The 22,077-nt window shown below is 36.2% G+C and carries 18 protein-coding genes and 1 tRNA gene; 14 read left to right on the forward strand and 5 right to left on the reverse strand.

The features are described from left to right. The first annotated feature begins 20 nt into the window (after positions 1 to 20). Together ABXT51_RS00365 and ABXT51_RS00370 are read left to right on the forward strand one after the other, a co-directional pair. A complete protein-coding gene (locus ABXT51_RS00365; protein WP_416695598.1) occupies positions 21 to 686 on the forward strand; it encodes an ABC transporter ATP-binding protein in 666 nt (221 codons plus the stop codon). Positions 687 to 822: 136 nt separating this feature from the next. Beyond that, positions 823 to 3,204 (forward strand): ABC transporter permease, encoded by a 2,382-nt coding sequence (locus ABXT51_RS00370; protein WP_416695600.1) that lies wholly within the window; start codon positions 823 to 825, stop codon positions 3,202 to 3,204. 27 nt (positions 3,205 to 3,231) lie between these two features. Here the strand turns inward: ABXT51_RS00370 and coaE are convergent, their stop codons facing one another. Further along, a complete protein-coding gene (coaE, locus tag ABXT51_RS00375) occupies positions 3,232 to 3,846 on the reverse strand; it encodes a dephospho-CoA kinase (RefSeq protein WP_416695602.1) in 615 nt (204 codons plus the stop codon). A 142-nt stretch (positions 3,847 to 3,988) separates the two neighbouring features. Here coaE and ABXT51_RS00380 point away from each other — a divergent pair. Then, a tRNA-Met gene (locus ABXT51_RS00380) sits at positions 3,989 to 4,065 on the forward strand. A gap of 280 nt (positions 4,066 to 4,345) precedes the next feature. On the opposite strand, the gene ABXT51_RS00385 is transcribed toward ABXT51_RS00380, so the two are convergent. Continuing rightward, on the reverse strand, positions 4,346 to 4,960 hold the full coding sequence (locus ABXT51_RS00385) for a hypothetical protein (protein ID WP_416695604.1): 615 nt from the start codon (positions 4,958 to 4,960) through the stop codon (positions 4,346 to 4,348). Between the two features lie 98 nt (positions 4,961 to 5,058). Here ABXT51_RS00385 and ABXT51_RS00390 point away from each other — a divergent pair, with 98 nt between their 5' ends. The 5 genes from ABXT51_RS00390 to ABXT51_RS00410 all read left to right on the forward strand — a co-directional run bounded on the left by ABXT51_RS00390 (position 5,059) and on the right by ABXT51_RS00410 (position 12,439). Next, positions 5,059 to 7,053 carry a hypothetical protein gene (locus ABXT51_RS00390; RefSeq protein ID WP_416695606.1) on the forward strand — a complete coding sequence of 665 codons (1,995 nt, stop codon included), beginning with the start codon at positions 5,059 to 5,061 and terminating at the stop codon, positions 7,051 to 7,053. A gap of 61 nt (positions 7,054 to 7,114) precedes the next feature. Beyond that, the gene (locus ABXT51_RS00395) at positions 7,115 to 8,638 is read left to right on the forward strand and encodes an FG-GAP repeat domain-containing protein (RefSeq protein WP_416695608.1); all 1,524 of its coding nucleotides are present in this window, start codon (positions 7,115 to 7,117) and stop codon (positions 8,636 to 8,638) included. Positions 8,639 to 8,701: 63 nt separating this feature from the next. After that, positions 8,702 to 10,036, forward strand: a complete 1,335-nt coding sequence (locus tag ABXT51_RS00400; RefSeq protein ID WP_416695610.1) for an ImmA/IrrE family metallo-endopeptidase — start codon at positions 8,702 to 8,704, stop codon at positions 10,034 to 10,036. 246 nt (positions 10,037 to 10,282) lie between these two features. Continuing rightward, entirely contained in the window at positions 10,283 to 11,029 is a 747-nt protein-coding gene (locus ABXT51_RS00405; RefSeq protein ID WP_416695612.1) for a hypothetical protein, read from the forward strand. 78 nt (positions 11,030 to 11,107) lie between these two features. After that, the gene (locus ABXT51_RS00410) at positions 11,108 to 12,439 is read left to right on the forward strand and encodes a hypothetical protein (RefSeq protein ID WP_416695614.1); all 1,332 of its coding nucleotides are present in this window, start codon (positions 11,108 to 11,110) and stop codon (positions 12,437 to 12,439) included. Between the two features lie 139 nt (positions 12,440 to 12,578). On the opposite strand, the gene ABXT51_RS00415 is transcribed toward ABXT51_RS00410, so the two are convergent. Beyond that, entirely contained in the window at positions 12,579 to 14,210 is a 1,632-nt protein-coding gene (locus ABXT51_RS00415) for a choline dehydrogenase (RefSeq protein WP_416695616.1), read from the reverse strand. Positions 14,211 to 14,313: 103 nt separating this feature from the next. Here ABXT51_RS00415 and ABXT51_RS00420 point away from each other — a divergent pair, with 103 nt between their 5' ends. Next, entirely contained in the window at positions 14,314 to 14,547 is a 234-nt protein-coding gene (locus tag ABXT51_RS00420) for a hypothetical protein (RefSeq protein WP_416695618.1), read from the forward strand. Between the two features lie 180 nt (positions 14,548 to 14,727). Here ABXT51_RS00420 and ABXT51_RS00425 read toward each other — a convergent pair whose 3' ends face one another. Both ABXT51_RS00425 and ABXT51_RS00430 read right to left on the reverse strand, forming a co-directional pair. Then, entirely contained in the window at positions 14,728 to 15,546 is an 819-nt protein-coding gene (locus tag ABXT51_RS00425) for a TylF/MycF/NovP-related O-methyltransferase (RefSeq protein WP_416695620.1), read from the reverse strand. A gap of 119 nt (positions 15,547 to 15,665) precedes the next feature. Continuing rightward, positions 15,666 to 17,456 (reverse strand): ABCB family ABC transporter ATP-binding protein/permease, encoded by a 1,791-nt coding sequence (locus tag ABXT51_RS00430; RefSeq protein WP_416695622.1) that lies wholly within the window; start codon positions 17,454 to 17,456, stop codon positions 15,666 to 15,668. A 183-nt stretch (positions 17,457 to 17,639) separates the two neighbouring features. Here ABXT51_RS00430 and ABXT51_RS00435 point away from each other — a divergent pair, with 183 nt between their 5' ends. The 5 genes from ABXT51_RS00435 to ABXT51_RS00455 all read left to right on the forward strand — a co-directional run bounded on the left by ABXT51_RS00435 (position 17,640) and on the right by ABXT51_RS00455 (position 22,060). Continuing rightward, the gene (locus tag ABXT51_RS00435) at positions 17,640 to 17,957 is read left to right on the forward strand and encodes a hypothetical protein (RefSeq protein WP_416695624.1); all 318 of its coding nucleotides are present in this window, start codon (positions 17,640 to 17,642) and stop codon (positions 17,955 to 17,957) included. Positions 17,958 to 17,967: 10 nt separating this feature from the next. After that, on the forward strand, positions 17,968 to 18,747 hold the full coding sequence (gene djlA / locus ABXT51_RS00440; protein WP_416695626.1) for a co-chaperone DjlA: 780 nt from the start codon (positions 17,968 to 17,970) through the stop codon (positions 18,745 to 18,747). Between the two features lie 63 nt (positions 18,748 to 18,810). Continuing rightward, on the forward strand, positions 18,811 to 21,504 hold the full coding sequence (locus ABXT51_RS00445; RefSeq protein ID WP_416695628.1) for a tetratricopeptide repeat protein: 2,694 nt from the start codon (positions 18,811 to 18,813) through the stop codon (positions 21,502 to 21,504). Positions 21,505 to 21,611: 107 nt separating this feature from the next. Continuing rightward, entirely contained in the window at positions 21,612 to 21,806 is a 195-nt protein-coding gene (locus ABXT51_RS00450; RefSeq protein ID WP_416695630.1) for a hypothetical protein, read from the forward strand. A 56-nt stretch (positions 21,807 to 21,862) separates the two neighbouring features. Continuing rightward, on the forward strand, positions 21,863 to 22,060 hold the full coding sequence (locus ABXT51_RS00455) for a hypothetical protein (RefSeq protein ID WP_416695632.1): 198 nt from the start codon (positions 21,863 to 21,865) through the stop codon (positions 22,058 to 22,060). Positions 22,061 to 22,077: the final 17 nt, after the last annotated feature.

Genomic DNA, 22,077 nt, shown 5'->3' on the forward strand with positions numbered 1-22,077 from the left:
ATTTTATATTAGATTAAGCGATGAGTGAAGCTATACAGTTCAATAATGTTTCGTTAAATTACGGCTCTAAAAACGATGTAGTAGAAGTTTTAAAGCGTATCAATTTTTCAGTAAAGAGTGAAGAGATTATTTCTATTGTTGGACCAAGTGGTTCAGGAAAAACATCAATCATTATGCTTGCTTCAGGCCTTGAAACTGCTACTGAGGGTTCAATTAAGATTAATAATGAAGAAATTGTTGGGCTGAAAGAAGACAGCCTATCAGAGGTTAGAAGAAAAAATATTGGTATTGTTTTTCAATCCTTCTATCTAATTCCTAACCTTACCGCTATTGAAAATGTTTTATTATCGCTCGAGGCAAATCAAAAATATAATCAAGACGATGATGCTAAAGCATTACTTGCAGATTTTGGTCTCTACCATAGACTCAATCATCTTCCAAGTGAACTTTCTGGCGGCGAGCAACAAAGAGTTGCCATTGCTCGAGCACTAATAAATAAGCCTAAAATTATTCTGGCAGATGAGCCAACTGGAAATTTAGATAGTGCTAATTCAGAAAGTATGATGGATCTGCTTTTTAATTACACCAAAAAAAGTAAAACCTCACTAGTTATGGTAACCCATGACAATTCAATAGCAGAGCAATGCGATCGTATTATTGAAATTAAGGACGGTCAAATTGTTTAATATTCAGCAACTACGCTTAATTAATAAGTATGCAATAAGAGATTTTTCTAGAAGCTATAAAAAATTATGGGTTGTCGCGAGCACCCTTTTTATTAGCTTACTCTTGCTTTCTCTGACGTTCTCCGTCAAAGAGGCTTTGAATAATGAAATTGAAGCAAACTCTAAAGAGTTATTAGGTGGTGACATTCAAATTACCAGTGGTATTGACCCGTTACCTAGTTTAGTGCTTGAAGAGTTAAAGGATTTAGGTAAAGTTAGTTCAACAATTGAGCTTGCAACAATGGTTTCAAAAAAAGGTCAGTCGCCTGTGTTTTCTGAGCTAAGGGCAGTAGATGATAACTACCCACTTTATGGCGAGATTATTACAACGCCTCAGGGCGCCGCTGAAAAAATGTTTTTAAATACAGAAAAGCCAACTGTTTTAATTAATGAGAGCATTCAAAACTTACTCCAAGTTGAGATTGGGGATGATGTTGTGATTATGGGGAAAAGTTTTAGCGTGGGTGGTTTGGTTTTATCCGTTCCAGATCTTGCAGAGCGAGCTGTTTTTGGCGAATTTGCAATAATTAGTAAGTCGAGTTATGATCAATTTGGACTGAGCGCAGCTGGAAGTTTTCTTGATCATGAGTACCGGCTGAAGTTTAGTAATTCTAATGAAGAGAGTGAACAAGCTCGATTGGCTAAATCAATTATTGCCTATGATGATAGTATTGAAACTAGACTACCAGGAGAGAGTGGGCGAAGTTTAAATAGGATAATTGATAACTTTTCTAACTTTTTAAATTTAGTGTCAGTAAGCGCAATGATAATCGCGGGCATTGGAATAAGTAACACATTGCTTTCTTTCGTTAACCAAAGAAATACTAGTATTGCGGTTAAAAAATCAATCGGTTTTTCTTCGAATTTTATTCAACTCATGTACTTTTATGAAATTATTCTAATATTAATAGGCACATCAATTATTGCCTATTTATTTGGGGTTTTTAGCCCTTTGTTGGCGAATGAATTTCTACCAAAGTCTTTAGGCATTGATCTTCAGCCAACTGTCAGCTTGATAGGCTATCTAAACATTTTTTTCATTGGCTTATTAGTTGTTTTGATTTTTTCAATACCATCGCTATATTCGATTAGTGAGATCAAAGCAGTTGCTTTGTTTCGTAATACTTTTCAGCCAGTAAGTCTAAACTTCTCTTTAAAAAACATTATTTTATTGGCGATTCTGGTTACAATTTTGACTACTTATTTTGTTCTTCAGACTGAGCAAAAATATTACACAGTCCTATACTTTTTAGCATTTTTTATTACGATGCTTATATTTTATGGCGTTTCTAAACTGTTAATTTTCTTTCTTAGAAGGTTTCATAAATTTTCTAATAATGGCTATAGGATTGCGTATAGGAATATTGTTGCAAAAAAATCACTTGCACCTATCATGACAATATCTTTAGGTATAGGTTTAACACTCCTGCTCACTTTGAGTTTTGTAGCCAATAATTTAAAAAAAGAAATATCAGATAGCATTCCATCGATGGCTCCAGATTTATTTTTTGTGAGCATCGATAGAGATATTAAAAGTGACTTAGAGTCTTTTATTAAAAATATGGATCCCAATGTAGCTCTTGAATTTAGCCCAATGGCCAGTGCTTCATTTATCTCCCTAAATGGAACGCCTATAGAAGAGATTGTTTCAGAAAATAATAGATCTGCATGGGTTGTTAGGGGTGATAGGCGGATCTCATGGGCAGAAAAACCAAAGCCAGATAACCCAATTATTGAGGGTGAATGGTGGGAGCCTGGTAATGAAAATGAGATGTTCATTTCCATGGACAGTAGAGCTGCTTATGACCTAGGCATGAAGATAAATGACAAGATTATACTGAATATACTGGGTAGGGATGTCACTGGAACTTTAAAGAATTTTAGAGAGGTTGATTACCGGGATATTTCTGTTAACTTTGCAATTATTATTAATAAAGCTTTTGCTAAAAAGCTCCCTTATGAATATATTGGAACGCTTAAGTCAGACTTACCCTCTAATGATATTCTGGCCCTTGTTGTCGAGAGGTTTCCTAACGTATCAGCTATAAAAGTTGATAGGATTTTGTCCCAAATTAGTGGCGTATTAAATAAAATATTTATAGCCGTAACTGGAATATCTTTAATTGTTATTGTGATTGGTTTGATTGTAATTGTCAGCGCAGTCATGGTTCAAACTACAGTTAGAAGATACAATAATTTGATTTACAAAATATTAGGTGTGGATTTTCCAACGATACTTAAAGCAATGACGATAGAGTTTGCTGTTATATACTTCACCTTGATTTTCTTTGCACTATCAGTTGCCGTCTTGGGGTCATATCTTGTTGTTGAGAATACCCTTCAGCTAACTTGGAAATTTGATTTAGGGCTGACGCTTTGGATTTTATTGACAACTGCAACAGTATCTTTTGTACTTATTTTGATGGCAAATAAAAGTATCTTTAGCCCCAAGGTATACCCACTTATTCGTAATGAGTAATTGTTAGAGCTAGAAGTAATTTAAGCACTAAAGAAGAGCAAGTAGTCTTTGATTAAGGATATTTACTTTGTTCTTTAGCTCACTTATTTTTGAGTTATTTTCAATAACATCAGTAGGAATATAATTATTTAATTGAAGGCGTTTTTCTCGACTTGATTGAGAAAGCAGCATTATTTTTGCTTTTTCTTTATCAATATTGTCTCTAGACATTAGTCGTATCAACTGCGTTTCAGTTTCACAATCTACAACTATAGCTCTATCGAATGGCCCCCATAGTTCTTTTTCTACCAGGAGGGGTATTACTACAATCATAATCCCTTCTCTACAATCATCCATTGAAGATTTCATTTTCTGGAGTATCTTTGGATGAAGTATCTGCTCAATTTGCGCTCTATTTCTTCCTTTCTTAAAGAGCTCATCACGCAGATTTTTACGATCAAGTGTCCCATCAGATAGAAGTATTGATTTACCAAAAGCCTCTATGAGTTCTTTTAGGCCATCTGATCCTGGTAACACAACTTCCCGGGAAATAATGTCTAGGTCAATGATATAGCATCCATGAATTTCTAATAAGTCACTTACTAGAGTTTTTCCTGAAGCTATTCCGCCTGTAAGAGCAATCTTAAGAACTTTCTGTTCCATTAAAGTTAAGTTAAGTGCATGAAAGTAACTAAATTTTATATTGAATTCTAGCTGATACTGGAAGAATGATAATAATATGATGCTTATTTGCTGGTTTAGCTTGACTTTTTCAAGAAAAATTTCGATAATAGGCGCTCTTTTTGGTTATGTAGCTCAGCTGGTTAGAGCACAGCATTCATAATGCTGGGGTCGGTGGTTCAAGTCCACCCATAACCACCATATCCTATAAGGCTTTCAGCCATTTATCTAATCTTAACTATATGCTTAGGGGTACGCTCGGGGTACAGTAGAACAAAGTTCAATGATTATATGTTTAATAATTAAATAATAGATAGTAACTAATATTTATCTATATAACTCATTGATTTATAACGATAAATAACCACCATCACTCGCATATTTATACAGACTTTACCCCAGGGGGGAGGCTCATTGAACTCCGCTAACTATTAATAATCCCTCCCTCTCAGAAAAAACGAAGTTTGGATTTTTAGATTGTCTATTTCATAACCTTCCAGTTCCAATAAATAATAACAGGAGTTATTAGCAAAGTAGGTAATACCCAAGGCAACCATTGTGACTCCATATTAACATTAACGACCAGAACGGCTGTAACTACAGCTATAGTGCCTCCCATCATATTGCTTAAATGTCTCGCAATACGTTTCTTGCCTGTGGCTTCTTGTCGTCTGTAAGCTTTATAATCTGTATAACCAAGTACTATGGCAAGAAATCCGAAGACAGTGAGAGTAATATATTGGGAGTTGTTCTCAATAGAATAGAGTACGGCTAATACCCACATACCTAAACCAGCAGCAATCATAAATCCTACTGCTATCCAATCGACTATTGAGGCTATGCCTTTTCTATTTTGAGCGAAACGTCTTCCCGCAAAAGCTAGATAAAAAGAAAAGAAGGCAATTAAAAAAAGAAATACATTGCTAGTAATAATTGACATAGGCAATGCCGTAAGAAAAATACCAGCCATCCCCCAAAAGTAAGTCCTTCCAGCGGTGATATGAATCTTCTTTCCTTTCTCAGAACAGATTGCGAAAGCCGACGCTAATAGTGCTATTATTCCTGCCAGAATGTGTATTGGTAATAAGTATTCCATAATGAGATTTGGTCGAGTATTGGCAAAGTATAAATTAACTCTCCCTCACACATCAAACGAAATTTGGACTTTAGTCCAAGTTGATATACAATCCTAGTATGAAGAAACTACTACTACTCTTATTGCTATCCTTTTTCTCAGCCCAAGGTTTTGCGGGGTCGTGTACTGATGGCAGTGAGCCAATTAAAAGTATTTCTGATGATGGGACTTATTTTGTCTTCAACTGTACAGGAAGTAACAACGATACTTCATCTTCAGCCTCTTCCTCATCCAGTAAAAATAACTCTAAAGGAATTGACAGGTTCGGTGGAATAAACCCAATGCCAGAATCCGCTAATCCAAATGATGAAACCTTAAAATATTATCTTTATAGATATTTATATTTTCACAACAAATATCCATATTGTGCATCAGATAATAAAGAACTCCATTGCGAAGACAAGCAACCAAGTTATACACACTCGATCCAACCTTCAAAAAACCCTTATCAATTTCACTCCGACCTTCGAGAAGATAAATATGTAAAAAAACAAATGCAAGATACTCCGCTATTGAGCTACCTTCTATATGAAGATGGCAAGATTGTAATCGACGAAATCACCCCTGAAGACAGGTTTGGTGACATGTTCAGAGTCTCATCCAAATACCATTCACAATCAAATGCTAAATCTCTTATTTCATATGTTGCAGGCCATGCGATATGCAAGGGATATATTGACAGCGTAGACTCAAGATTAAATGACTGGCCGGTACTTGAAAACACGCTTTATCATAATCAAAAATTGATAGATATATTGAATATGGCATCAGGCACCCAAGCATATTTTAATGGGTCTAATCAATATGTTAATTCAAACCGTTCTGTCACAAGCACAACCGTCCAAGACGCCATGGAAAATGAATTAAAAGGCTCTAAAAAATCTAGCTCTATTTATAACTATAACAATATGAATCCAAATGTTGTTGGCTCATATCTTAACTATAAGTTGGGTGATGAGAATTTTCAAGAGCTTTTAAATGATGTTTTTCAGAAAAAAGCAAGAATTAAAGGTGAGGTCTTCTTTCTTAAAAATGAAGACGCAAAAAAAGATGATCTAAGTATATGGAGTCAATTTTATGCAACCCAGCATGACCTTCTAAGAATAGCAAAGGCCATGCTCGATGACTGGCAAAACGATACCTGTGCGGGACAATATTTAAAAACCATTCATAACAGAAGAATACCAAAAAATGGCGTGCAAGGAACTGCTGGTAGAGTTGGATTGCCACTTAGTTATGGTGGGTTTTTTCATACTGGCTATAAAGGAATGGAAAATAGGCCTGTTATGGGCATGGATGGTTTTGGAGGACAAACTATATTAATAGACTTTGAGAGAGGAAGAATTATTGCTACGCAAGCTATTCATGACAATATGAAGTTTCCTCAACCAGGTGGTATTGATTTTATAAAACTATCATATGAAAGAATAAAAAATGGCAAACCAAGTTCAAAAGCCAAATCACCTCCAGAGCCTGTTATTGAATCTCAACAAGTTATTAAGGAAAGAAATGCCGCAATAGAGACTGAGAGAAATGCAAAACAATACTGGGACGATTATTATGATTGTAAAGAAACTACTGACGGCAAATCAAATATAGCTGCCTGTATAGATAAAAATATTAAAAAAAGAGAAAAATCAAATCTAGAAACTTCTACTGTTCAAAATATAGCTAAGACTCAATCTGAAGAGAGTGAGCTTTTTAAAGGTATTAAAACATCAAATACTTTTGATGGATATTATGGATTTACAAATATGATGCCACCTACGACTTCCCTTGGAAATGGCACACTGGAAATCAATAATGGCATAGTAACAATTAGCCAAGGTAGTGGTGATTTAACACCAAAGTATGAGAGTTTTGAAGGTCGAATTGACCAAAATGGAGACATTAAAGCTAATTTTTATTTTGCACCTTGTAGGTCTTGTGGCTTAGAAGATAAATTGGTTGTGTTTGAAGGAAATATCAACAAGAAAAAACTAAGCGGTAAGTATAACGACAAACAAATTTATTTCTACCTAACAAATAAAAAAGCGGAAGTAGGTCAGCAATAAACACTCCCTCACACATCAAACGGAATTTGGACTTTAGTTCAAATTGATATACAATAATAGTATGAAGAAACTACTCCTACTTTTAATTCTGTCCTTCTTCTCAGCTCAAAGTTTTGCGGGCTCATGTCCTGATGGCAGTGAGCCAGTTAAGAGTATTTCTGCGGATGGTAGTTATTTTGTATTTAACTGTGGTGGTTCAAACACGGCAAACAGCAGTACTTCCTCACAAAAAGTAGCCAAGGCACTTGCTGGAATTGATATTGAAAACGACCCCAGTCTCGCTTTTTTCAAACCACCGGTAAAGCCAACGCCAACCGATATGATGTATTGGTATGGTCATCAGTGGCAAATCGCGGATTTTAATAATGATGGATTTAGTGATATTCTTTATATAGGGGCTGCGAGATATACCAATTTTGTTGATTTTAGCAAAACAGGTGAAACAGGTGAAATTCAGTGCGATGGTTCATGTGAAAGCAATGGCCTGGTATTACCTGCATTGTTCTTTGGTGATGCTGATGGCAATTTGACTTTCTCTTATCTCTCAATGATTGATAACCGTGAGGAGCCAGGAATGACAGGAGGAAACGTAATATTACTTGCTGATTATAATAACGATAGTATTCTTGATATATATATTGCTGACAATGGAATGGAAGGTTATGATGGTTACAGGAATAGTTATTTTCTGAGTCAAGCAGACGGCACTTGGGTTGAATCATCAGAAACTCATTTGAGTCACCCTAACTTCAAAGTATATGACCACGGCGGGGCAACAGGTGATATTGATAATGATGGCGATATGGATATTGTTATCACTGAGATGAACGCTTGGGAGCGTGGTACATCGTTTTGGTGTTTAATGAATGATGGCACAGGCTTTCTAAAGAAACGTAAGTGTGGTGGGGCAGATTCATTCGCTTTAGAACTTGCAGACCTTGATGGTGATGGTGACTTAGATGCTTTGGTTGGCGGTCACGAAAAAGAATACTCATCAAATACAACGGCTTTTACTGGCATCATTTGGAATGATGGTAGGGGTGATTTTAACAAGCATAACAATACTCGTTTACCTATGCATAAACAGAAATGGAGCAACGTACCAGAAGTTTCAGCGTCAGACTTAGACAATGATGGTGATTTAGATATCGTATACAGTAGAACAGGTGAGCATTATGTTGGCACAGCAATACAGGTCATAGAAAACTTAGGTAACAAGAAGTTTAAAGACCACGGGATATTTCCTTTAGTGATTGCGCCTTCTGATTACAAAACAAACACTGTAGCGAATGAATGGAATGATTATATTCGCACAATAGTATTTAGGGATTTAGACCAAGATGGTGATACTGACATTTATTTGGAAGCCAAAAATAAAAAAACAGATGGCACAGTATTGCTCAATAATGGTAACTTCAATTTTGACACAGTAAAACCTACTGAAGCACTTGCGTTATTCAGAGATGGGACTGATAGTAAAATCACTGTCATTCGTAAAAAACATATTCTAACTGATGAAGAACAATCTGTAGAAGATGAACTTGCGGCGTTTGAAGCCGAACTAGCAGCGGAGCTTGGTGAGTAATTAACCTCCCTCACAGATGAAACGGAATTTGGACTTTAGTTTAAGTTGATATACAATCCTAGTATGAAAAAACTACTCCTACTTTTAATCCTATCCTTCTTCTCAGCTCAAAGTTCTGCGGGCTCGTGCCCTGATGGCAGTGAGCCAGTTAAGAGTGTTTCTGCTGATGGTAGTTATTTTGTATTTGAGTGTAACAATAATACTCAAAACAGTTCATCGGCTAATCAAAACTTCGACATAACTATTGTCAACAAATCAAGCTTTCCAACAAAAACTTTACAGGAGTGGGCTGATTCTGCTAGTTCTAAAATGGCTTCACGTGAGTCAGATATATTGGTTCTTTTGTATGATGTTGGGCAAGTAATTAACCCAGTTAAAAATTTATATGGAAGCTTTCGTCTTCACCAAGTATTAATGTCTCCAAAAGAAATCAATGAAAGTAAAAAGTTAATTGAAGACTGGTTTATAAATTCAGGCTGTTCTGGTGGCGCTGATTATGGCCTTATGAATGACATTAAAGTGGGCTTAGATAAAGGATTAGACTGGTCATCCCAATGGACTCTTTGCACTAATAAACGACTAATCGTAATGGCCCTTCCTGAGAAGATGAGAAGTAACCCAAATGGCCAAGATGCTGTTTTTATTGATATCCAAGGTTTTCTTCAACACGAGCTCTATCATGCTTTTCAGCATGACTTAGCAAATACAGGTGAGTGCAGAAATAGGAGAGATAAAAAGAATAGTAACAGTAGCTGGATGATTGAAGGTGGAGCTAGATACTTTGCTGAACGCTTACTCCCATTCCCAAAAGCTGACTTTAAAGATTTAATTCTTCGACCAATCTATGAAAACAAAATGGTTTTAGGTGATGCAGAGGACGTCGTTGGTGCAGCAATACTTTTGTTGATGATAGAAAGAGGGTTAATTAATGAAAGTGAAATTATGGATGGTAGTTTATTTCATGATTGTGCGAGAGAGTTAAAATTTGACAAAAATAGCGATGAAATGAAATTTGTATTAAGTAATTGGAACAATGAAGAATATGAATTTTCACCAGAAATTTTATTGGATTATGATGCTTCAAGACCATCTAAAGATGAAAACAAAGAAGATGCAACAAGTGAAGAATATCCAACAGTTGATTACAACACAAATCTCTTAGAAATTTGCAAAAGAGATGTTGAGGGCAATTGGAAAAATGATATTAAAAATGCCTCTTATATGTTTGCAGTTGCAGGTGAGGATGGAAGATGCGAGTATGGTCTTGGCGATACAGAAAATGGCGCGTTTGAAGAGTGCAAAAAATGGCAGGAAGAAAATAATATTGTTGGAACCTGTGAGCTCTATGGAAAGGATGGAGAGGTTGTTTGGGATGGTCATTTGAAACCATCGAAATAAGGTTCTAAATAAGTATCAGTGCCCACAAAAGATTATTGATACCATGAACTAATCTACCATCCTTCGCATATATATACTGACTTTGAAGGTACGGGGGGAGCCCCTCTTGACATCGAAGATAGATATATACACCCTCCCTCACACATCAAACGAAATTTGGGCTTTATCACTAAGTTTGTATATTTAGATTATTCAATAGACCATTTTGAATCTTTTAATTAAAATTAGTAGGTATATACTCAAGGTATGTTTAAACAATATATCTTTCTTTTAATTCTATCCCTTTTCTCAATTCAAGGTTTTTGTAAAGAGCCTCCATTTTGGGGAACAATTTTTATTGACCCTAATATTGTTACTGCTGAAGACCCTTCAGCTTTTAAAAGTATTTCATTCAAAGGACAAAGTTCAAGACAAATGTATGACAGGAGAAGCTCTTGGGTTAACTTGCAAGCTTTTTTATTTGAAGCTAAATTTGAAGATGGAAACATAATTGAGATGCAAGTAAATCCAGAATTTAAAGATAAGTCAATGGCAGAGGTTGAGGCTAAAAAATATGCCTTCTTAATTGGACAACTTCCAGCAGTTCTTAGAAAAGATATACAAACTTCATGGATTCACAAAGGAGTAAACCCTTTTGGAGGGGGAAATAACAACATATTAATCCATACAGGACAAACAAAAGAATATGAAAAGGATGGTATTTTAGAAGAGACTCTAATTCATGAAGCCTCGCACACTTCTCTTGATTCATATCATGCTAAAAATTATGCTTGGCAAGAGGCACAACGCAAAGATAATCATTTTATTTCTGGCTATGCTGAAGAAAACCCAATGAGAGAGGACATTGCTGAAAGTTTTCTAACTTACATAGCAGCTAATCATAGAAGTGATAGAATCTCCCCCGAACTTAAATTAACAATTCTGAAAACTATTCCAAACAGGATTAAGTATTTTGAGAATCAGAACTTCGACTTAACTATATACTCAAGATAGATGCTGTCTGCTAAAAGAACCTCCTTGACACAAAAAACGAAGTTTGGACTTTAATTTCACCTGTCTATAATAGTTTTAATGAAAAAACTACTTCTACTTCTAGCATTATCACTTTTCTCAGCACAAAGTTTCGCAGCAGGCTGTCCTGATGGCAGTGAGCCAGTAAGGAGTATATCTGCGGATGGTACTTATTTTGTATTTGAGTGTGGAGGAAATTCAAATAAAATCGATTTTCAAATTATTAATTTAACAGATTTTGAGGATAGTTATTTTACTGATAAGGCAGATTATGCCTCTTCAAAAATGACAAATACCATCACAAAAAATCTTGTACTAATCTATCCTCTTGGTGATTTTTTATCTGTCACACAAAATGATGAGATGGATTTCTTAGGCTCAGTTCACGTGTCACATGAAAGAGTTATTGATGACTCTCAAATAAAGAAAACACTTCAAACAGTCAAAAAATTTCTAGCAAATAAAAGCTGTATTGATTCAAGAGGAAAAAATGATTTATTAAATAATATTGAATGGGTTTTAAAAAATGGTTTATATACTGGACTTCAGGACCCTCTCTGTAGAGATGTAAGATTTGTTATGATGTCTGTTAGCCCAGAGCAAAGAAAAGATAACAATAAAGAATTACTCAGAGTGTTTTTTCATGAAATGTATCATTCTCTACAAAATGATTTGAGAAATAATTGTAGCGGTCCAAATGACCTTTGGGTTATAGAAGCTGCTGCAGAATATTTTGCAAAACACTCCGTTTCTATTTTTGATAATTCACAACAGAACTACGTTCAAAGTATCTTTCATTGGGTAGTACAAAATGCATCACGTCATGGATTCAAACTAGAAGACCCTGGGGTTGCTGAAAAAGGATTAGGTGCTTTAAGGTTAAAAATAGAAGAAGGCTGGCTAGATGAATCAAGAATTCTTAATGGTAGCCTTTTTCATAACTGTGCTAGAGTTAAAGAATTTCAAGATAATGACCCTAAAATTCAATACCTTAAAGATAATTGGTTCAAGATTGAAAAACACAATGGTACTTATAGATTTAATACATCTATGACAAAAGCTGATGTCAAAAATCAATTTTTAAATTCTGATGAAGAGGAAATTGAAACAGTTAATTACAACACTAAACTTGATGAAGTTTGTCGAGGCTTGATTAATAATAATTGGAATAGTTACTTAAACATAAACAAAAACGAATTTAATTCTAAAGGCTATATGTTTGTTGTTGCCGGTGAGGATGGGCGCTGTGAGAGTGGTATTGGGAGAACCAAAGAAAACGCATTCAATGAATGCATAAAATGGAAAGAAGAAAATAATATTGTCGGAACCTGTGAACTTTATGGTCAAGCAGGTGAGGTAGTTTGGGATGGTCATTTGAAACCATCGAAATAAGGCTCTAAATAAGTATCAGTGTCCACAAAAAATTATTGATACCATGAACTAATCCACTATCCCTCGCATATATCTACAGCCTTTGAAGGCTATGGGGGAGAGGCTCATTGAACTCGGCTAACTATTAATATTACTTCCCTTACACATCAAACGCAAAAGTTGCTTTTATAGGCCTTAATTGTTCCTTTCCTAAAATCATATCTGCTGCACGAGCAGCTATCATTTGAGTTGGGGCATTTAAATTTCCTGAAATTATTTGCGGCATAACAGAGGCATCGACAACGCGAAGATTTTTGATTCCGTGTACTTTCATTTGGTCATCAACAACTGCCATTTCACCACCCCCCATAGCACAAGTACAGCTGGGGTGATAATCGGTCTCCGCGGCATCTCTTATAAACTGCTCAATGTCAGCCTCAGATTGCACTTGTGGACCCGGTATTAACTCGACTCCCCTGAATTCATCAAATGCAGGCTGTGAAATGAGTTCACGCGCTTTTTTAAATCCATTCACCATATCAGCTAAATCTTTTGGATCTTGGAAGTAATTAAATGTCATTAATGGTTTTTCAATTGGATTTGCAGACTTTAGAGTTACTTGCCCCCTACTTCGAGGTCGCAGATGATCTACATGAATTGAAAAAGCTTGAAGTAAGGATATTTCGTCGTCATTATATTCAATTCCTACTGGACCAAAGTGATACTGAATGTCAGGGTATGCTAGACTTGGACTGCTTTTTATCAGTCCACCCGCTTCCCAAATATTTGAAGTTGCGATTCCCTTTCTAGTAAAGACCCATCTTATACCAGTTGCTAATTTTCGATGAGGTTGATTAACTTTATGTATTGGAAAGCTTTTTTTGCATGCGTATTGTAATATGACACACGAATGGTCTTGAAGGTTTTGGCCAACACCGGGAAGATCTGCATGAATGTCTATTCCATGCTCTTTTAGATGCTTTGATGGGCCGATACCAGAAAGCATCAGTAAATGTGGGGAGTTTATTGCCCCACCCGATAGTATTACTTCTTTATTAGCTTTTACTGAATGAAGCTTTCCCTTGTGCTTAAAGGAAACCCCATTTACTGAATTGCCAGTAATATTTATTTTTATGACCTGTGCTTTTGTGAGGAGCGTTATATTTCCTCTAGCAAGGGCTGGCCTTAGATATGCTCCAGCAGCACTGCATCGACGCCCATGTTTTCGGGTTGCATCAAGCCTTGCTATACCTTCGGGATTATAACCATTAAGATCTTCAGAATAACCTTGTCCAGATTGTCGTCCCGCTTCTTCAAGTGCATCAAACAAAGGATTATCAAAAGAACCTTTTGTGACGCCAAGATTGCCGCTACCTCCTCGCCACTCATCTTCACCACGATCTGAATTCTCACCTTCTTTAAAATAAGGTAAGCATTGATCATACGACCAATCCTTTAAACCACATTCAGTTTGCCAGCGATCATAATCTAATGGATGACCTCGCATATAAACCATTGAGTTAATAGACGAAGAGCCTCCAACAACTTTACCTCGAGGCATTGGAACATTTCGATCAAAAAGCTCTGGTTCATTCTCGGTTGAATAATTCCAGTTTATCTTTGGGCTTCGGTAAGCTTTATAAACAGCAGCAGGTATATGAATCATCAAATTGTAATCCATTGGACCCGCCTCTAAAACTAAGATCTTATGTTTCTTATCTTCACCAAGCTTATTTGCAAGTACACACCCTGCTGAGCCGGCGCCAATTATTACATAATCATAATTTTCCATAAAACTCAACGCTTAAAACACTTTAAGCAATAGTTTAAATTAACTCTCCCTCACACATCAAACGAAATTTGGACTTTAGTTCAAGTTGATATACAATCCTAGTATGAACAAACTACTCCTACTTCTAGCATTATTCTTCTTCTCAGCGCAAAGTTTTACAGCAGGCTGTCCTGATGGCAGTGAGTCAGTCAAGAGTATTTCTTTAGATGGCTCTTATTTTGTGAACAACTGTAATGTAGAGGGAGGCGAAAATAACTCTTTAAGTTCGATCGATGAAGAGAAATATACCAGCTACCCAAATTTCAAAACATATGCCAGCGATCTCTGGACTATTTAGCAAAATTAGATTTTTAATTTCTTTATGAAATAACCACTATCCCTCACATATTTATTTAGACTTTGAAGGTACGGGGTACGTTCTGGTTAAGGTAGAGCAGAGTTCAATGATAAGATGTTTAATATGTTAGTTAATTTATTTCAATTATCTTCATAACCAAAAAACCTATTTTTGTAAAAGTTAGTAACTCTTAGGTTTTAACTTATGTATACGAATGAAAGCAGAACCACTTTTATCTGGGAGTAAGATAACGTGTTGTTTTGTCTCATAGCAAAATTCATCAATTGCTTTCTTTGAGCCCTCCCAGAAACGACTACTATAGTCATGGAGAAGAAAAATGGCACCATCTTTCATACGAGGATAAAACCAAGTTAAACCAGCTCTAGTGGGTTTGTATAAGTCGCAGTCTAGAGATACTACTGCAAAATTCTCTTTATCTAAGTAATCTGGAATACTGTCTGGGAAATAGCCAGCAATGAATTTGCATGTTTTAACCAAGTCATCGCCAATGACACTCTTAACTTCCTCAAGATTGGTATCATTAAACTGTCTTTCCTCCTCATTTTTATCAATGCCTTCAAGATCTCGATTATCAAACCCATTGTATGTATCAAATAAAAAACATTTTCGTTGATTTTCATTAGCATAATAAGCTAGTACACAAGCAGTGTTTCCTTTAAAAACTCCAACTTCTGCTATGGATCCTTTAATATTGTCTTCTTTTAAAACCTGCTCTAAGTTAAGAACGATAGAAATTAAGCGATTTATATCCCCTCCATTGTTTGCTTTATTAAATTTTCTAAACCGCTCATATAACTCATAGATATGAGGGTAAGCTTTGAAATGAGCCATTGAATCTGGCGTGTACGCTAGAATTAATTTCTTTGAAGCAAAAAAACCACTTAATGAAATAAAAATTTTTTTAGCAAACTTATGAGAAAGTTTCTCACTTTGAGAACGCCTAATATAGGATAACGTTTTTTCTATCTTAGAAATCATTTTTTTAAATTAACTAAATTAAGCATCGCCATTATAATCGAAAAAAAACCCCCTAATAATGGACTCTTTTTATTTAACATAATTTTTTTAAAGGAACTAGAACTTTACTCTTCATAATGCTACCCCTGAGTTTGCTTATTTACTTGTATTTGCCAAAGTCTCGCATATTGTCCATTAAGGTCAAGCAGTTGTTGATGCTTGCCTTGCTCGACAATAGTGCCATTTCCAAGCACAATAATTTGATCGGCATCGATAATGGTGGAAAGGCGATGAGCAATCACCAACGTTGTGTGCTTATGCGCCAAACTCGCTAACGCCTTTTGTACCATTTTCTCCGAATACGAATCAAGCGCCGAAGTGGCCTCATCAAAAATCAATATCGTTGGATTTTTTAACAGTACTCGTGCAATTGCTAGGCGCTGCTTTTCACCACCTGAGAGTTTTAAGCCTCTCTCACCAACCAGCGTGTCATAACCTTGTGGCAAGGAGTCAATAAAGCTGTCAATAAAGCTGAGCTTCGCTGCCAGTTTAACCTCAGCTTCGGTTGCATCCGCACGACCGTAAGCAATATTGTAATAAATGCTTTCATTAAACATCACTGGATCTTGCGGTACGACGCCCATCGTGCTGCGCACTGAGTCTTGGGTAAATTGTTTAATATCTTGCTGGTCAATGCATATTTCACCGCTAGAAATATCATAAAAACGAAAGAGCAGCTTAGCAAGTGTTGATTTGCCCGCACCAGAAGGGCCAACAATCGCTACTTTTTGCCCCGGTTTAAGAACAAAGTTAATATTGCTTAGCACCTCCTGTTTGCCAGCGTAAGCAAAAGAAACGTTGTTAAATTTAACCTCACCTTGAGTGACTTTAAGCTCTGATGCATTGGTAACATCTGTAACTTTAGAGGAGCGATCTAAGAGGTCAAACATATTGTTCATATCAATGAAATTATGCTTAATTTGACGATAAATAATACCCAAACCACCAAGCGGAATAAAGAGCTGTAAGAGGAGTGCTTGGATCATAATAAGGTCACCCAAGCTAAGGTTCTTATCGACTACACCTTGTGCTGCCATAATCAAAACAATGGTCACACCGATAGCTATTACTGCACCTTGGACAAAATTAAGCGCTGTCATGGAAGTAAAGCTTTTGGTGGCAAGATCTTCCCAGCGCTGCATCGTATCACCGTAACGATCAACTTCAAATTTTTCTTGATTAAAGTATTTGACTGTCTCGTAATTAATCAAACTATCGACTGCATTGGTGTTGGCTTCGGATTGCATATCATTCATTTGGTAGCGATACTTCATCCGCCAAGTGGTAATGGCCAATGTTAGCGTAACATAAAAAAACACAGTTAATAAGGAGACGCCAGCAAAAAGAAGGTCATAATTTAGCCATAAAATACCAATTACTAAACATATCTCAAATAATGAAGGAAGAATATTAAAAACAAAAATGGAGAGTAAGGTCGAGACACTTAGGGTTCCCCGGTCAATATCACGGGTAATACCACCAATGCGACGATCCAAATGAAAGGATAAATCTAAAGTGTGTAAATGTTTAAAGACGCCAAGTGCAATCAAATTCATAGCGTGATAACGAACTTTGGCAAAAATAGCATCACGAAGCTCATTAAACAGTGAACTTGCCAGTCGTAAAAGTCCGTAAGCAAGGAGCATGCCAAGCGGCAATACCAAGATTAAATTCGTCTGATCAAGTCCATCAACGATCTCTCTTAGCGCAAGGGGAACACCAACATTAGCTAATTTCGCCAACATTAAAAAACTAACAGACCAAATAACACGAGCTCGCATTTTGAGTAAATACGGCAAGAGCTTTTTTAAAACCTTAATATCTCTAGTTTTAAAATCGTAAGCCTTAGTTTGGTTACTACTTGAACTCATCGAGTGTCGATTTAGTTAGAAAAAGCTAAAAAACAACATTATCATGTGTATTTGATTATTGATGGAGATATTATTCAATCACACTCATCAAACAAAGTTTTGACTTTTCTAGTGTCATAAATATTTATCTAAAAAACTCCTAATCTACACCTACTCTTTGATCAATTATTTATAATAACCAGTATGAAAAAAACATATTTATTTTTACTCTTCATTAGTCTTGCAAGTCTTGCAAGTCTTTCATATGCGAATTATTTGGATGATTGGACTAATGAGGATCTCTGTAGATGGATGGATGCAGATTTAATTCCTGAACATATTTCAGAAGAGATTTATACTAGAAAGGTAATATGCTTTAATGATTCTAAGGCAATTGAATTAACAACTCAATCTACCTATGCCAGTGAAAATGAAACTATTGAACCCTCATCTAAATCCTTTTTAAAAGTAAAACCGAATAGTGGTTTTAAATTTAGATTGAATTATAAAATAACCTTATGAAGAAACTACCATGAGTTGGTGGACATCGGTTTTAGGCGGGGCGCTAGGATATATGATTGGTGGCCCTCTAGGTGCGATGCTTGGTGTTGCATTTGCAGGAAACTTTTCTAAAGGTAAATCTAATTTCCGTGGATCTGCTTCAGATTATCTGCCTGGAAATCAGCAGCGCGTTCAAGCAGCATTTTTTAGTAGCGTATTTTCAGTTATGGGCTACATTGCAAAAGTTGATGGCAAGGTCTCAAAATCTGAAATTCTACTTGCTAAGCAAGTTATGGAGCACATGCAGTTATCAGAAGATATGCAAAAAGCTGCAAAAGAACTTTTTATACAAGGTAAACACAAAGATTTTAACCTGGATGAAGTGCTTGAGCAGTTCCGCACCGAATGTCATAGACGTACACATCTAGTCCGGATGTTTTTAGAGATTCAAATTCAAGCCTCATATGCAGATGGCGTATTTGATGATAAAGAGTACGACGCTCTTAGATATATTGCTCAAAAACTGCGCTTCTCTATTGATGAACTAGAGCGACTTATTCAGCAGTTTTCTGCTGCAAGTAACAACTCCAGCAAACTAACAATCGATGATGCGTATGCGATATTAAGTGCTGATAAAGGCCTTACTGACAAAGAGCTTAAACGAGCCTACCGCAGATTATTAGCTCAGCACCATCCAGATAAACTAGTTGCTAAAGGTTTGCCAGATGAGATGATAAGATTAGCAAACGAAAAGACTCAAGAAATCATTGGTGCTTATGAGTTCATTAAAAAGCACCGTGGCATGCGATAAGTTGCAACCTAAACAACACATTATGGCCTGAGTTATGGAGTAGGGTGAAATGAAACTAATACAATGAAAATAAAAGATTCAAGTGCCTTGCAATCGAATATCTTAGACACGATCAAACTCGATAAGGCTTTAAGACTTGCTAAGAATAAATCCAGGGAAGGGCAGCTTGATGAAGCAAAGAGCATTTATGAAGACATTCTTCAAAAGTTTTCAAAGAATAAAAAAGCCCTAAGTGAGCTTCAGTTATTAGTTAAAGGTGAAAGATTAGTAACTCAAGATCCTTCCTCAGAACAGTTTCAGTCGATCATCAATCTCTACTCCCAAGGACAACTTCAACGAGCTTTGTCTGAGTCTAATAAAATGCTGGAAAGATTTCCAAATTCAGCAGCCCTCTTCAATATTGCTGGGGCAGCCAATGCAGGATTAATGCAATTCGAGTCCGCAATTAATAGCTACACTCAAGCTTTAAAGATTAAGCCAGATTATGCTGAGGCCTATAATAATATGGGCGCCGCTCTTCAGAGTAAGGGTGATCTCGAGTCCGCGATTAATAGCTACACTCAAGCATTGAAGATTAAACCAGATTATGCTGAGGCTTATTATAATATGGGCATTTCCCTGAGAGACAAGGGTGATCTCGAGTCCGCGATTAATAGCTACACTCAAGCATTGAAGATTAAACCAGATTATGCTGAGGCCTCTAATAATATGGGGCTAGCAATGAGAGACAAGGGTGATCTCGAGTCCGCGATTAATAGCTACACTCAAGCATTGAAGATTAAGCCAGATTATGCTGAGGCCTCTAATAATATGGGCGCCGCTCTTCAGAGTAAGGGTGATCTCGAGTCCGCAATTAATAGCTACACTCAAGCATTGAAGATTAAGCCAGATTATGCTGAGGCCTCTAATAATATGGGCGCCGCTCTTCAGAGTAAGGGTGATCTCGAGTCCGCGATTAATAGCTACACTCAAGCATTGAAGATTAAACCAGATTATGCTGAGGCCTCTAATAATATGGGGCTAGCAATGAGAGACAAGGGTGATCTCGAGTCCGCAATTAATAGCTACACTCAAGCATTGAAGATTAAGCCAGATTATGCTGAGGCCTATAATAATATGGGCGCCGCTCTTCAGAGTAAGGGTGATCTCGAGTCCGCGATTAATAGCTACACTCAAGCATTGAAGATTAAACCAGATTATGCTGAGGTTTATTACAACATGGGTATTGTTTTACAGGGAGTAGTATTTGATAAGCCAAATTCTGGTTTGCAGGAAGTAATTAACATAATACTCGACCAGAAAAATATTGTCAGACCAGTAGATATATCTAAAGCCGCAATAAGTCTTTTGAAGATTGAGCCAGATATGCAGGAGTCTTTTAAAATCCATCTTGCAGGTGAGGTAAAGGAGTCACTTGAGAGGTTAATTTCTAATCTTTCCAAAGCCCCTCTCTTATTTAAATTAATGAGTACTTGCCCTCTTCCTGATTTAGAGTTGGAAGCTATTTTTATGGATATGCGAGCAATCTTGCTTTTATCCATCAATGAAATCAAAAGTTCTCCAAAAGTTTTGCGCTTTCAATCCGCATTAGCATTGCAATGTTTTACAAATGAATATATTTATAGCCAAAGTGATAAAGAAACTTCTGCGCTTGTGGTATTGGAAGCTGAGGTCTCCGAGGCTCTTTCAAAAGGTGATCAGCCAAAATCACAGTCAATACTATGCTTGGCTTCCTATAAAGCCCTAAACCAGTATAAATGGTCCAACTTACTCAACTCGCATGCGAATATTGAAGAAGTTTTTATGCGTCAAATTTTTGAACCAAATCAAGAAAATCTCCTGAAATCTGATATACCAGCTTTACATAATATTACTAACATAGTATCTTCAAAAGTGAAGAAACAATATGAAGAAAACCCATATCCAAGGTGGGTTAATGTGGGATTACGTTTAAAGCCTGCTCCATTTTTTAAAGCAACCAAGGGGCTAGAGCTTAGACTATTTGATAAGACAATTAATGATGTTCAGGCCCCAAATATTTTAATAGCTGGCTGTGGCACTGGACAACATTCAATTAGCACTGCGTCAAGGTTTGAAAATGCTAAAGTTCTTGCTGTAGACTTGAGTATGTCGAGCTTAGCGTATGCGAAGAGAAAAACAGAAGAACTGGGTGTTCAAAATATAGATTACATGCAAGCTGATATTTTAGAGTTAGGTAAGCTTAATAGGAAATTCAACATAATTGAAAGCTCTGGTGTCCTTCATCACATGGATGAGCCCATAGCTGGATGGAGAGTTTTGACAGATTGTCTTGAACCAGGCGGTTTAATGAAAATTGGATTATATAGTGGGCTTGCTAGACAAAATATTTTAAGGATGCGGAAAGAAATTAACCAATCAGCCATTGGATCGAGTGATGCTGCAATGAAGTCATTTAGAAGTAGCGTAATTAACTCAAGCAAAGAGCAATACAAGAAAATACAGTCTTCTAATGATTTTTACAGCATGAGTGAGTTGCGTGATCTTCTTTTCCATGTTCAAGAGCATCTATTTACTATTCCTCAACTAAAAGATTGTCTGTACGAATTAGGTTTAAGATTCTGTGGTTTTGAGGCAAATAGAATAGTTCGGGATTTTAAGTTAGTGAATGTTGGACAAGATGATCTTTATAATTTAGATAAATGGAACATATATGAAGAAGCCAATCCTCACTGCTTTATAGGAATGTATCAATTTTGGTGTCAGAAGCCAGTTTAAATTGTGTGTGACAAAACTAAAATGAGGGTTTTCAGATAGATCTATAAGCTGTATAAATTAATGTAAATTAACCTCAGACCTAAAAATAAAAAACAATAACTAATAATATGTCAAGAGGGCAAAAATCATTTAACCATTCGAATAATGGACCACTAGTTACTGATGATGAAATTTATATGATGGTAATGCTTTATACCTATCAACATAAAAGTATTGATTATCTGGCTCGGAAATTTAATGTTAGTTCTCCTGTAGCTAAAGAAATTATAATCCGAAGTCGCTTTGGTGGAGCCTGTGGTTAAGTATTTGTTGTTATTAGTCTTTTATTTTTTAGAGAATAAATTTATAGGGAACAAAAATGTTTTGTATTAAAACGGAAATACCCCAAGAGGTATGTGAAATTGACGATGAGTTAAAGGCTATTTATCACAGCAAAGATTCAGTATGTATTTGGGTCTTAAAAACAAGAGAAGATAGGAATCGATTTTTGGATGAGACTGCTGGAATGCTCAAAGATCAAAGAGAGATTTTTTTTGAGAATTTTTACAAACTATAATTAGAGCTTTACCGATT

This window comes from Candidatus Pseudothioglobus sp. Uisw_050_01 (genome assembly GCF_048085775.1).
Classification (GTDB): domain Bacteria; phylum Pseudomonadota; class Gammaproteobacteria; order PS1; family Pseudothioglobaceae; genus Pseudothioglobus.